At 36.6% G+C, this 12,837-nt stretch carries 12 protein-coding genes; 10 read left to right on the top strand and 2 right to left on the bottom strand.

The window, feature by feature from the left end; all coding sequences use genetic code 11:
* Positions 1-170: 170 nt before the first annotated feature.
* On the bottom strand, positions 171-329 hold the full coding sequence (locus FA727_RS24045; protein ID WP_158318842.1) for a hypothetical protein: 159 nt from the start codon (positions 327-329) through the stop codon (positions 171-173).
* Positions 330-817: 488 nt separating this feature from the next.
* Here FA727_RS24045 and FA727_RS11675 point away from each other — a divergent pair, with 488 nt between their 5' ends.
* From FA727_RS11675 to FA727_RS11710, 8 genes are all read left to right on the top strand, one after another.
* Positions 818-1,711 (top strand): endonuclease I family protein, encoded by an 894-nt coding sequence (locus tag FA727_RS11675; protein ID WP_136831133.1) that lies wholly within the window; start codon positions 818-820, stop codon positions 1,709-1,711.
* A 213-nt stretch (positions 1,712-1,924) separates the two neighbouring features.
* Complete coding sequence (gene ltrA / locus FA727_RS11680; RefSeq protein ID WP_281280895.1) at positions 1,925-3,079, top strand: group II intron reverse transcriptase/maturase; 1,155 nt, start codon at positions 1,925-1,927, stop codon at positions 3,077-3,079.
* Positions 3,080-3,323: 244 nt separating this feature from the next.
* Complete coding sequence (locus FA727_RS11685; RefSeq protein ID WP_136831135.1) at positions 3,324-5,747, top strand: choice-of-anchor I family protein; 2,424 nt, start codon at positions 3,324-3,326, stop codon at positions 5,745-5,747.
* Between the two features lie 46 nt (positions 5,748-5,793).
* Complete coding sequence (srtD, locus tag FA727_RS11690; RefSeq protein WP_246041845.1) at positions 5,794-6,372, top strand: class D sortase, LPxTATN-specific; 579 nt, start codon at positions 5,794-5,796, stop codon at positions 6,370-6,372.
* A 470-nt stretch (positions 6,373-6,842) separates the two neighbouring features.
* Complete coding sequence (locus FA727_RS11695) at positions 6,843-7,583, top strand: hypothetical protein (RefSeq protein WP_136831137.1); 741 nt, start codon at positions 6,843-6,845, stop codon at positions 7,581-7,583.
* 97 nt (positions 7,584-7,680) lie between these two features.
* On the top strand, positions 7,681-8,166 hold the full coding sequence (locus FA727_RS11700; RefSeq protein ID WP_136831138.1) for a hypothetical protein: 486 nt from the start codon (positions 7,681-7,683) through the stop codon (positions 8,164-8,166).
* Complete coding sequence (locus FA727_RS11705) at positions 8,163-8,693, top strand: hypothetical protein (RefSeq protein ID WP_136831139.1); 531 nt, start codon at positions 8,163-8,165, stop codon at positions 8,691-8,693. Before FA727_RS11700 ends, FA727_RS11705 begins: the two co-directional genes overlap by 4 nt.
* A 142-nt stretch (positions 8,694-8,835) precedes the next feature.
* Complete coding sequence (locus FA727_RS11710) at positions 8,836-9,333, top strand: LURP-one-related/scramblase family protein (RefSeq protein ID WP_136831140.1); 498 nt, start codon at positions 8,836-8,838, stop codon at positions 9,331-9,333.
* A 108-nt stretch (positions 9,334-9,441) separates the two neighbouring features.
* Here FA727_RS11710 and FA727_RS11715 read toward each other — a convergent pair whose 3' ends face one another.
* The gene (locus tag FA727_RS11715; protein WP_136831141.1) at positions 9,442-10,626 is read right to left on the bottom strand and encodes an MFS transporter; all 1,185 of its coding nucleotides are present in this window, start codon (positions 10,624-10,626) and stop codon (positions 9,442-9,444) included.
* A gap of 80 nt (positions 10,627-10,706) precedes the next feature.
* Between FA727_RS11715 and yeiL the strand changes: the two genes are divergently transcribed.
* Positions 10,707-11,378: a transcriptional regulator YeiL gene (gene yeiL / locus FA727_RS11720; RefSeq protein ID WP_136831142.1), complete on the top strand. Its 672-nt coding sequence runs from the start codon at positions 10,707-10,709 to the stop codon at positions 11,376-11,378.
* A 280-nt stretch (positions 11,379-11,658) separates the two neighbouring features.
* Entirely contained in the window at positions 11,659-12,828 is a 1,170-nt protein-coding gene (locus FA727_RS11725; protein ID WP_136831143.1) for a ParM/StbA family protein, read from the top strand.
* Positions 12,829-12,837 lie beyond the last annotated feature (9 nt).

Raw genomic sequence — 12,837 nt, forward strand, 5'->3', positions numbered from 1 at the left:
TCTAGTAGTAAAGGTATAAAGGGAAAACCTTCTATTGCTTTAAGAGTTGACTAATTGGCAGAGTTTGTTAGTTTAATGTTTTTTATTAAAAAGAGGCTTACCCCTCTTTTTTTACTTTATATAAGCGTTCTAGAATCAGTCTCTCTGTTATACCCAATAATCTTCAATACTCAGGCACGATTGTTGAAAAGTATATTTAATGATTCCCATTCATTTTGTTCTAGTTTTGTTGTTTTGGTTAATATCTCTGTTGGTACTTCAACCTTCCCGATATCTTGAAGAAGAGCACCATATCGTACATTTTTTACTTCTGTAGGAGAAAGACCCATATTCTTTGTAGGTGTTCAGCGTATTCATAATTCTTCTGTATGCGTTAGGTGTACTGAACTTTGGAATGTATAATCATAAGAAAAGTTCTTGATGATTGGAGAATTTCCTCTTCATCCTCAGATGAGAATACATGACTTCCTTTTAATTCATCAATAACTGAAGTATAAAGCTGTACTTTGTTTCTACTACCGTATTTTGTTTTATAGAGAGCTTGGTCTGCAACATGATTAATTGCTCTCGTTTTATTTGCCTCATTTAGATAAGTAACGGGAAATCGTAGCACAGTTACAAAAAAATAACAGCACTCTAATTTTGATAGAGATATGCTGTTATTTTTTTTCAGGACTAGATAGGGACTCGTTATTGTCCCTATATTTAACTAGATTCAAAAACCATTCAAAAGTAACTAGGAATCAAAATTTTGAATTGTTAAACTATTAATAACATCATGGGTTGTCTTCAATTTAATCCTATTAGGAGGGAAAAAATGAAGCGAAAAGTGCATGTGATTCCAAATCAAGAAGTAGAACAGGTGGAAAGTGTAAATGAAATCCCGCAAGGAGTAGAGTGGATTCAGGCTCTGAAAATTGGGGACAAAGAAATACTGACACAAGAATTGGACACAGCAAAGGCGGCCTATTTAGAGTACAGCAATAACCAGCCCTACTATGAGGAAGACAGAGACAAAGAAATCAAACAAACCTATTATAAAAATGAGCTTGATAGAAATGAACTTCAAGAATTACTAGAAAAAACACATCGAAATAAGCTGAATTATACGCCTCACCGATATGTCTATCCTTGGGTAGATCTTCAAGAGAATGGGAAACTTAAAAGCATCTATTCAGGGAAGGAAATGGATCCGCTTGCTGTTATGGAAGAGGATATACGAATTCTTGAAGATAGACGTGTGAATCTGACTAGTTTATCAGATGACATGAAGTTGAATTGTGAGCATGTAGTGCCTCAGTCATGGTTTGATGAGCGTGAGCCAATGAGGGGAGATTTGCATCATTTGTTTGCCTGTGATCCTACATGCAACAGCCGTCGCGGCAACAGCCCTTATGAAGATTTTCCTGACTATGTTCCGGAAAGCCTTACTTTAGGGATTGCGGAAGGCTGTGGTAAGGCAGATGAAGGGAAGTTTGAACCTGAATTTGGAAAGGGAATTGTTGCAAGAGCCACCTTTTATTTTATAACTCGTTATCCTGGAGTAATTAACAACAATCTAGTAAATTTAAAGCTTTTACTAAATTGGCATCAGCAATTTCCAGTGTCTATATATGAAAAACACCGAAACCTTGCAATCTATGAATTACAAGGAAATCGGAACCCATTTATTGATTTTCCAGAGCTCGCGGAAAAATGGTTAATTAAATGAATTGAGAACCGAATGTAAAAGTAGGAGGTCGTCAATGACGACCTCTTTTCCAGTTTGCCCAGCATGGGCGAACTCTAACGGGTGAAAGTCCCGAGTGCGACCTGGTAGCGGTAAGCACATAGCCGACAGCAAGGGTGTCCATGGTGACGTGGAATCTGAAGGAAGCTCGAGGCAAACCTCCGGTCTGACGCACAGAAACCATATAAGAGGCAACTGGTACTGAACGAGGATGAAATGATTCGCCAAATTCGAAAAAGAGAATACCAACCACAGCCAGTGCTCAGGGTTGAAATTCCAAAATCAAATGGCGGGAAGCGTCTCCTAGGAGTTCCAACTGTCTTAGACAGAGTGATTCAACAGGCAATTGCACAAGTACTAACTCCGATATTCGATAAACAGTTCAGCGAATACAGCTATGGATTCAGACCGAGACGCTATGCCGAAATGGCTATCTTGAAAGCGTTAGAGTTCATGAACGATGGTTACGACTGGATTGTAGATATAGACTTAGAACGTTTCTTTGATACGGTACACCATGACAGATTGATGAATCTCATATCAAGAACTGTGGATGATGGAGATGTCATCTCACTCATTCGTAAATTCCTCGTAAGCGGTGTATTAATTGATGAAGAATACAAAGAAACAGTGATAGGCACTCCGCAAGGAGGAAACTTATCTCATCTACTTAGTAATATCATGCTTAATGAACTGGATAGGGAACTAGAAAATCGAGGATTACATTTCGTTCGCTACGCTGATGACTGTATTATTATGGTCAAAAGTGAAATGTCAGCAAAACGAGTTATGAGGTCCGTATCGAGATTTATTGAAGGAAAACTAGGGTTAATTGTAAATGTGGAGAAATCGAGAGTGGCGAAACCTAATGAGCCCGATATGAAGTTCTTAGGGTTTGGATTCTTCAAAGATTATCGAGCCGACTTATACAAAGCGGAACCTCACCAATCATCATTAGAAAGTTTTAAGTTCAAATTAAAACAACTAACAAGAAAGAATTGGAGTGTTGATACGAAGTATCAAGTGGAGCGAATCAATCAGTTAATAAGAGGATGGGTCAATTACTTTAAGGTTGGTTATATGAAAACAGCACTTGGGGAAATAGATGCCCACACAAGATTTAGACTGCGAATGTGTATATGGAAGAAATGGAAAACAGCAAAAAATCGCAGGAAAAACCTTATTAAACTAGGCATGGACAAACATAGTGCATACAAAAACAGTCAAACAAGTAAGGGGACGGCTCGAATCGCTAGCTCCTGGGTACTCAGCACGACAATAACCAATAAGAGATTAGCCCAATTCGGTCTAATCTCGAGCCAACAACATTATATTAAAGTGCATGTTTAGGATAAAATTGAACCGCCGTATACGGAACCGTACGTACGGTGGTGTGAGAGGCCGGATAATCAATTAATGATTATCCTCCTACTCGATATTCTCCTGCCTTCCTAAAACGATCATTCTAACTAGTTCTACAATAAAAAAATATAAATTTAACAAAGACTCGATAATATTCTAAATATTTAAACATTATACTGAGGAAGATGTCAAAATTTGTAGTATTTAGGATGAAAAACAAGGAGGAAATTAGATGAAGAGTAGTGGAAAGTTCAGTTCGTTCAGTAAAGTTATCTTAGCCGGCATAATACTAGCTTCAGGTATTCCAATGAATAATGCCTTTGCAGCAACAGGTATTCAGAACTCAATTGATGTGAAAAAAATTGCAGGGTACAAAATGGGCGAATCGAATGAAGAGGGCGGCGTTGCGGAAATTGTTAAATACAATTCGGATAACGAAAAGTTTTACGTTATTAATGGGCAAGAACAAACTCTTGATATCGTAAGTCTCAAAGGTTTAACATCATCCGAAACAGTGCAAGAACTTCAGAAAGAAAAATCAATTAATATTGTCGAATCAATGAAAGATAACGCGTTTACATATGGAGACTTAACGAGCATCGATATAAACACATCTCATGAAATGATCGCGGTAGCCGTTCAAGAAAAGGATTATACAAAACCAGGAAAAATTGTTGTTATGGATTATAATGGAGTCATTCTAGATGAATTCGTCGCAGGTGTTCAGCCTGATATGGTCAAAATAACAGCTGACGGAAAGTACATATTATCTGCTGATGAAGCAGAGCCTCGTCTTGGTCTTGGAAATGTTGATCCAGCAGGATCTGTTACGATTGTTGAAATTGAATCTGGAAAAAGTACGCAAGTAAAATTTGATGACGTAAGTGTCATTGGAAATGATGTTCATATTCGTAATAAAGGAACAAAAGCGGATGCAAGTAAAGACTTTGAGCCTGAATACATTGCAGTTTCAAAAGATGGAAAAAAAGCATATGTCACTCTACAAGAGAATAACGCGATTGCAACAATTGATATTGAGGCAGGAAAGGTTTTAGCAGTAAAATCACTTGGATATAAAGATCATACTTTGCCAGGTAATGAACTCGATGCTGCCAGAGACGAGAAAATCGGGTTTGAAAGACTTCCTATTTTAGGAGCATATATGCCAGATGCGGTTGCCTCAGTAAATATTGGTGGCGTTGAATATTTAGTGACAGGGAACGAAGGTGACGCAACTGAGTGGGGCGAGGATGCTACCGAATTTATCAATATTGCTGACTTTGAAGATGTGAAGGATTCAATTACACTGACTAAACAATTCAAAGGAATGACTACTGAAGAAGCCAAAGCAGCATTTGATAGAATGAAAACTTCAGAGGCTTATGAGAAGCTTGAAGTATTAACAGATCGTGGAACAGATGCTATTTATACATTGGGTGGCCGTTCTTTCTCAATTTGGAAGGCTGACACAATGGAGCTTGTATACGACAGTGGAAGTGACTTCGAAAAAATTACAGCAGAACGTTTTCCAGATTATTTTAACTGGTCAAATGATGATGATGAAATGGACAAGCGTAGTGCGAAAAAAGGACCGGAGCCAGAAGATGTAAAAGTCGGGATGATTGGTGACCAAGTCTATGCATTTGTCGGACTCGAGAGAATTGGTGGAGTTATGACTTATAATATCTCCAATCCAAAAAATGCGGAGTTTGCAAACTATCTAAACAGTAGAGATTTTTCATCTAAAATTGCAGGTGACGTTGCACCGGAAGGTCTTGAATTTGTTGCGCAAGGGTTGAGTCCAACAGGTCGTCCACTAGTTATCGTAGGAAACGAGGTAAGTGGTACAGTTTCTGTGAATGAATACCAAGTTCCTATTCAACAAACGCCGCCTGATGAACAAACTCCACCTGAAGATCCAAACAGCGCATATAAGGATTTGGACAAGAGCTTGTTGAATAAGGATGGAGAAATCATTTTAGATTTCTCATCATTTGCACAGTTAAGCTTGGAATTAACTACAGATAAGGTTAAAGATATATTAAGTAAAAATCCGAACGCTAAAGTAAAGGTTAATAAAGGTGATGTTGAAGTTGAATTACCTTTGCTTATACTAAAAGATATGAATCAAAACGTAACGCTTAACATCCTTCCAAAAACGTATGACGGAGCAATTGGTCCAGTTTATGACTTCTCGATTCAAGCGGAAGATGGAACTTTTATTGATAAATTCGAAACGAATAAAATAGCTCTTCAGTTTAAAGTTGATCCAACAATGGTTAAGGATTGGAAAAACGTCATCATTTACTACATTGACGAGAATGGGAAAAAAGCAGAAAAAATTCTTCCTAAGAAATATGATTCTACAAATGGAAGTGTAGTGGTAGAAGTAAGCCATTTTAGTACATTTGGAGTATTTGAAGAAGCATCATCGGATAATGATAACTCTAATACAGATGGAAACCAATCAGATGATTCCAAAACGGATGAAAACCCATCAGAGAATAATCTTGATGAAGAACAAACTAATAATAATCAGTCTGGAAATAAACTTCCGGACACAGCAACAAATCATTTCAACTTCATTGCAATTGGCTTAATTTTAGTAGCTTTAGGTGGAATTGTAGTGTTTATAAGAAAAAGAAGAGCTATGTAAGATTAGAGATCCCTTTGCTTTCAAGGAGATTTTGTAGAAAATTATAATGAATAAGAGGGAGATTATGAAAAGTGGCTACCTAATCATGTTCATTGGTCTTTGTCTGATAGGCTATGCTTCATGGGGAATCATTCAATCCAATGTTAAAACGGGCCAAACATTGGTGGAAGCGAAGAAGGTCATTGCAGCGTCACATTCAGATAGCTTAAAAGACAAGTTTTCACCGAAGCAAGGAGATACGGTGGGCCTATTAAAAATTCCTGCAATAGAGTCTGAATTAGCCATTGTTGAAGGAACCGATCCAGAAGAGCTAGAAAAAGGTGTAGGACATTATAAAGGTTCTTACTTTCCAGATCAAAACGGCCAAATTGTTCTATCTGGACATCGAGATACCGTTTTTAAGCAACTAGGAAAACTAAAATTGGGTGATGAGCTTCAAGTAGAAATCTCTTATGGGGAGTATTCTTATAAGATCGTTGATACCAAAATAGTTGACGCAGATGACACCAGTATTATCACGCTTCAAAATGAAAAGGAAGAGTTGATTTTAACAACCTGCTATCCTTTTGGATACATTGGAAATGCACCACAACGTTATATTATTTATGCAGAAAAGCAGATTTAGTTTTGAATAATGCGAAAAGGGAGTTGGCGCTGCTAACTCCCTTGCTATATTTCTTAAATGGTTTTATCTTTTTCGCAATGAGTTCAGTTGCTTTCTTCGGGTTTAATCGATATAAAAAGTCCATGACCATTTGAATCTGTTCCCGCTAGTACTCTATATTTTTTTATTTTCCCTCGCTCTTTTGACTGGGAAATATTCATATCGAAATTAATTAATCAAATGCAACAAATATTAGTAAGTAAGTAAGGGGAACTATACCAAATTAAATGGTAATAATTCACTGGAAAGTGAGGCATGATATACTCAAACTGGCTTGCGGAATAGGAGCTTATAATGATGGGTACCGATTTTTGGAGTCATACGGTTTGGTTTATCCTGCTAGGGTTAACGACAATCATTGAGCTAGTTGTATTTTCTCAAAAGTAACCTACCGAAAAACGGTCTTTGCTTTATATCTTACGATTAGTGGAATGACATTTTGTTTTGAAATGATGATCTTGTCGTATTTGAAAGCTTACACTTATTATCCGATGCTAGTTCCTAACTCTCCGCCAGATGATTCGATCGCAGGGAATCTTTTTTCGCAATTTTCAGTATCAGCTACAGCTTTATTGATTGTCTCCTTGAATATGAAGTATTACTGGTATTTTATCTTCGCACTGGTTTATAGCATAATCGAGGAATTGTTTATCGTTTTGGGCGTGTATAAGCAACACTGGTACCAAACTTGGATGACCTTTGTTTTTTTGCTAATCCTGTTCTGGGTAACAAAGCATGCGTATCGTATATGTTTTAGTGGACTGAAGGGTTCAATTCGATATATATTCATTTTCCTTGGATTGGTCACTTTACATGAGAATTCAATTATTTGGGTTTTACGGCTAATCGGCATTCAAAAATTTAGCGAAAATTTGCAAGATGATAAACAACATAGTTTAATTTTGTTGGCCAGCTTATACATGTTGTTACTTGGCATCATCTGTATGCTTTTATATTTTTCAAGAGTTCAATGGGGATGGAAACTCGCGGTGATTCTGTTACTTTATATTATGCATTGGCTGGCTATGATGTTTGATTTGATCATATATAAAGCAGGCTGGTTTTGGATCTCTACGTCCATTTCTATATGGGGCATGTACTTTTTTACTTATCTCATTGATAAAATATATGAGAGCAGGGTGGAGACAATAAGTGACTTTGGTCAAGAATAACTGAACAAATCATTGCAGAGATGTGATAAAAGAGGAAATTTTATTGTTCTATAGATATATCCAAATAAGGTACTTCAAACTAAAGCTGGTGACCTCGGTGAAAACATTATGGATTCTTCTAATTTTAGCTGTAATATCGCTTGCTTCCTTATACATTTTGATAAAGAAAAAGAACAGTATTAATGTTTTAGGCTCTTATTTTTTTTCCAATATTCTTGTTACAAATACAGGAATAATCATTAATTTAAATTTAAAATTAACAAAGCAAGATCCAACAGATCAATTTATTTTTTGGACACAAAAAATTCCTGAGTTTTCACTCAAGCCAGCTTTACTTTTATGGTTGATATATATTTTGTTTTCTAAGAGAACCATTATTAATAAACTTATTCATCTCTTCATCTTCTTAACTGCACTTGTTTCAATTGAATTATATTTCGTTCATATTGGCTATTTAGAATGGATCAAATGGAATGTGTTTTATTCATATTTGAGGTACAGTCTAATCATATTGATATTGGCTATTTACTCCGTCTATTTAGAAAAGCTTATTTATAGAGACAAAGAGGTGAATATGACATGATTCTACCTTTTCCTGAGAAATTTGATGCGAATGAAATATTTATTATTTTTTCAACAGTATTTAGTTGGACCCTTATGTTTATATTGCCTAGACGAATATCTTCAATTTCTATCACGATCATTTGGACATTTAATGTCTTTCTTGCTTTGGTAGCGGATATTACCATTAGCATAAAGCCATATGACTTTTACTATACGATCGATCATAATACCCATGAATTGTTTGATGTATTATTGCATTTTTTTACTTACCCTACTGTTCCATATTTTGTAGTAACTTTCTATCAATATAATAAACCCAAAGGTGCAAAGCATCTGTTTTACATTTTATTTTGTGCAGGGGTAGCAATCGCTTTAGAATGGATCTCAATGAAATTTCACGTTTTTACGTACACTGGTTGGAAATTGTATTTATCTTTTATCACTTATGTAGTTGTATTTGCCGCTAACATATGGCTTGCGAACTTTATTGAAAAAGAAACAAAAAGTTCTTATTTAGATACAAAATATAAACTTCACCATAAATAATTTGAATAGAATAGGAAGGAATGCAATGGTTATGTTTTGCATTCCTTTTTTTGTTAAGCAGGTATTTCGACAAAACACATTGAATATATTTAGTGAAAATAGTTCTACATTGAGTGGTGTTGCAAGTAGGAGGGGAATTATTATGAAGCAACTTTATATAAAGCAAAAGGTATTCAGTTTCGGAGGAAAATTTACTGTTAAAAATCAACAGGAGCAAGATGTTTATTTTGTAGAGGGAAGTTTTATGCAAATTCCAAAGACTTTCTCCATTATGAACGCAGCGAGGGACGAGGTTGCCCTCATTACGAAAAAAGTCTTTAGCTTTTTGCCAACTTTTTTTGTTGAGGTAGATGGTCGGGACGTGTTAACGATAAAGAAGGAATTCTCGTTCTTTAAAGCGCGTTATACGATTGATGCGGCCGGCATCACGGTGCATGGAAACTGGTGGGACATGGATTTTGAGGTACTACAGCATGGAGAAGTCGTTGGGAAAGTGAGCAAGGAGTGGTTCACCTGGGGTGATAGCTATAAGGTTGAAATAGTAGATGAAGAGATGGAGAAGATGATGATTGCGCTCGTTGTTGCGATTGATTGCGTAAAGGCTGACCAAGCAACAGCATCGTCTGCAGCAACGCACTGAAATAATGATAGGAATCTGCACTTTGTCGAAAATTGAGTTTTTTTATTTCCCGGGAATAGAAAAGGAGTCTTAGAATCGATCTAAGACTCCTTTCTCTATTGAAATTACTCAGCTATGTGAAGTACGAGGAACTAAAACGTCTTTTCTAAGTTCCATTTTTCGATATAAAAGGGCTAGTAGCATCGAAGGAATGGTACAAGCAATCATTCCAATGAAAGCATATCTTGGCTCGATTTCGTATAAAAAGCCACCGAAAATGGTAAAGACGGCTGTGCTCCAGCTAAGCGCGAGCGCAGAATAGATGCCTTGTGCTTTCGGAATCTGGGCATGTGGAATATTTTTGATTAAGTATTTCATAAAAGCATAATGCCCCATCGCAAACGAGAATGCATGAAATGTTTGCGCGATCGAGAAAACTATAACGTTCGGAAAGGCGAATACTAGGATCCAACGTAGAGTTGAGCCAGCAGCTGCTAAGGCTAGTAAAGAGCCTACTGAAAATTTATCAAAGTGCTTATCTGCGATAGAGAAGAAGATGATTTCTGCAATTACAGCAATGTTTATGATGAGACCAATTAGATAGATAGGTGCATGGATTTCTTGTAGAAAAATATAGCCATAGTTGTAATAAGTAGCATGGGCAGCTTGTAGTAAAATCACAACCATAAGGACCAAACCAAAATATTTAATGCGGAAAAGCTGTAACATGCCTACTTTTTCTTTTTGAGCAACTTGCGGCTTTGCGGATAAAATAACAGGAGCTTGCATAAAACCAAGGCACACAAATCCAAGAATGCCAAGTAAGAGCGCCCATAAAATGACTTCGTCCCCAAGTATGCCTGTAAAAATGGTTAATACCATCCCGATAGAGAGAAATCCAATGGAACCCCACTGACGACTTCTTCCGTAATGTTTCAACTGTTTACTTTGTACGAGTACACTAGCTGCACTATCTAAAGCAGGCATTAGTGTTGGATAAAATAGATGCAATACGACCGTAACGATTAGTAAACTAGCAAAGGAATTAGCCGGGATGTAACAGAGAATCGCAGCTAGTGAACCGAATCCTGATAGTTTTAACAATGTTTTACTGCTATATCTTTCGGATAAAATAGGAAACGCAAAAAGTGTAGAAAGTCCTCTTGCAATCAGTCCTAAGCTCATAATTAAGCTAGCTTCGGAGACTGTAATCCCTTTTGTATAAATCATCCACCCTGACCAATAAGGTAGAAATATTCCCCAAGTTAGAAAAAAACTAAAAAACTGCATACTCATCCAGCGTTGTGTATTCATGATTATCCCCCTCAATGATTGCATGATATCATGGAATTAATGAAAAACAATATGAGATATCTCATATTTTGAGGTGAAATATGGAAGTTTATAAAGCAGAGAAGAAAAGGTTGTATTTGGAGAAACACTCAATTGCCCATTTACTTTCCTTTCCAATTGAAGAGTTTATCGAAGTGCACGAATACAAGAGGGATGAATGGATCATTCAAGAGGGAATGCGACCGGATTTTTTATTTTATGTAATCGAAGGAAAAGCTAAAATTTATGTTACCCATCAAAATGGAAAAGTATCCCTAATCAACTTTATTAATGCCAATGAGTACATCGGAGAAATGGAATTATTGAATGATGTGTATTACACGAAGGGGATTCAAGCATCCACAAAGACCGTTTGTTTTGCGCTACCGTTCTATCGCTATCGCTCACAATTACTGGAAGATGCTAAGTTTCTACGTGAATTAACTCGTTTTTTAAGTGGAAAGGCAACCTTTATGGCAGCGAAGTATTCACAAAGTCTCGCTTTCCCGCTTGAAAATAGACTCGCTGATTTTATTTTACAGACTGCAGATGAAGGGATATATAAGGAAAAACATGTGACAGTCTGCGACTATTTAGGCGTATCCTATCGACATTTATTGCATGTTCTGACCCAATTTTGCGAGAAGGGGTATTTGCAAAAAGAGGGGCGAAACTATCAGATTAAACAATTTGGTTCCTTGAATGAACTTGCTGGGGTAATGAAGAATAACTAATAATAGCTTTTTCTTGGGTACACAAACTCGTTTACATGTTTACCTTTTAGTAAACACAATGTATACAAATGCGTGTACATGTAAACAAACCTGTATACATGTTGTTAGGTCCGGATGTACACAGGTTTGAAACCAAAGATTACAGAAGTGTATACAAAAAGCCGTAGTTTACGAACTGTTTACAGTTGTGTTTCTTTTGAGCAAATCGCATTGAAGAATCTAGTAATCTCTTATAGCCTTTTAAATAGAAATAAAAATTTATGAAAAGGAATGATTAAAGATGAACTCTAGGATTGCAGCTGTAGACGTTGGTAATGACTCCATTAAGGCTATTTTTGGGGAAGTAGAGTACGAATTAAATATTCCTAACATTGTAGCAAGAGATACGGAAGATCGTCCGGTAATCGGAATAGAAGAGTTGAATAATAAAAATCCACTAGAAGGAATACATATCAAGGTCCACTCCCCTGCATTGAAAGACAATAATGTGATCTATCGTGTTGGTCATCTGGCCACAAAAAGTAGCAATGCATCTGAACTAGATCCAGGTAGTGCTAAGTCTGAAGAGGATCAGACATTAATCATGCTTTTAGCTACTCTAGCATTAGATGCTGTGAACGAGGAGAATAGTAATACATTCCCTCGTGTTAAAAAAGTCATTGATGCTAACTATACACTTGGAACGGGCCTTCCTTTACGAGAAGTTAAGGAAGGAAAGGACGCTGGATACCGTTCTAAATTAGTTGGTTCTGTCCATCAAGTCGAATTTCTCGTCACACCGAAATACCAAGGACTAAAGGTGAATATTAAATTTAATGAAGTGAAGATCTACCCAGAGGGATTCGCGGCGTATATTAATCTTGTCATGGATAATCAGCTAAAAATCATTAATAAGGATTTAATTGATAAAAGAATTATCATCCAGGATATCGGGGGATTATCCACGGATATTGCGGTCATTAAGAACCGAAATGTGGATGACGATAAGGCCCAAGGTTTTAATCTAGGCGTCTCGGAATCATTAGAGGCAATCAGAGAAGAAATTAGATCAAAGCATGGGATAGAATTAGATAGCCGTCGTGATGTCGTTGAAATTATCACGAGAAAAAATGATCGAAATCATATTATGGTAAAGGGCAGTAGGACTAGTGTCCATGATATTACGGACCGGATCTTACTTGAACTAGCCAAAAAACAATATCGTTTATTACGTAATATGTGGCAGAAAAATTCACAAACCGAAATTTGCTATTTTGTTGGTGGCGGAGCAAATGTTTTAAAAGAATATATTAAAACATTAAATAACAATCTAGATGGCTATAACATTGATTTCTTTGAAGATGAGAAAGAGAGCATCTGGATGATGGCAAATGCTTATTATAAGCTCATCGCTGATTTTGTTCGAAAAAGCGAGAAGCCGAAACCACCTCATGAACCGGTGAAGAGTTAATAGGGTGAT

The sequence above is a fragment of the Robertmurraya kyonggiensis genome, assembly GCF_005116465.1.
Taxonomy (GTDB): domain Bacteria; phylum Bacillota; class Bacilli; order Bacillales; family Cytobacillaceae; genus Robertmurraya; species Robertmurraya kyonggiensis.

What these genes read in the sequence shown, in the direction of transcription:
- FA727_RS24045 (WP_158318842.1), bottom strand. Translation starts at nt 329, where the DNA reads ATGGGTCTTTCTCCTACAGAAGTAAAAAATGTACGATATGGTGCTCTT.
- FA727_RS11675 (WP_136831133.1), top strand. Translation starts at nt 818, where the DNA reads ATGAAGCGAAAAGTGCATGTGATTCCAAATCAAGAAGTAGAACAGGTG.
- FA727_RS11685 (WP_136831135.1), top strand. Translation starts at nt 3,324, where the DNA reads ATGAAGAGTAGTGGAAAGTTCAGTTCGTTCAGTAAAGTTATCTTAGCC.
- srtD (WP_246041845.1), top strand. Translation starts at nt 5,794, where the DNA reads ATGAATAAGAGGGAGATTATGAAAAGTGGCTACCTAATCATGTTCATT.
- FA727_RS11695 (WP_136831137.1), top strand. Translation starts at nt 6,843, where the DNA reads ATGACATTTTGTTTTGAAATGATGATCTTGTCGTATTTGAAAGCTTAC.
- FA727_RS11705 (WP_136831139.1), top strand. Translation starts at nt 8,163, where the DNA reads ATGATTCTACCTTTTCCTGAGAAATTTGATGCGAATGAAATATTTATT.
- FA727_RS11710 (WP_136831140.1), top strand. Translation starts at nt 8,836, where the DNA reads ATGAAGCAACTTTATATAAAGCAAAAGGTATTCAGTTTCGGAGGAAAA.
- FA727_RS11715 (WP_136831141.1), bottom strand. Translation starts at nt 10,626, where the DNA reads ATGAATACACAACGCTGGATGAGTATGCAGTTTTTTAGTTTTTTTCTA.
- yeiL (WP_136831142.1), top strand. Translation starts at nt 10,707, where the DNA reads ATGGAAGTTTATAAAGCAGAGAAGAAAAGGTTGTATTTGGAGAAACAC.
- FA727_RS11725 (WP_136831143.1), top strand. Translation starts at nt 11,659, where the DNA reads ATGAACTCTAGGATTGCAGCTGTAGACGTTGGTAATGACTCCATTAAG.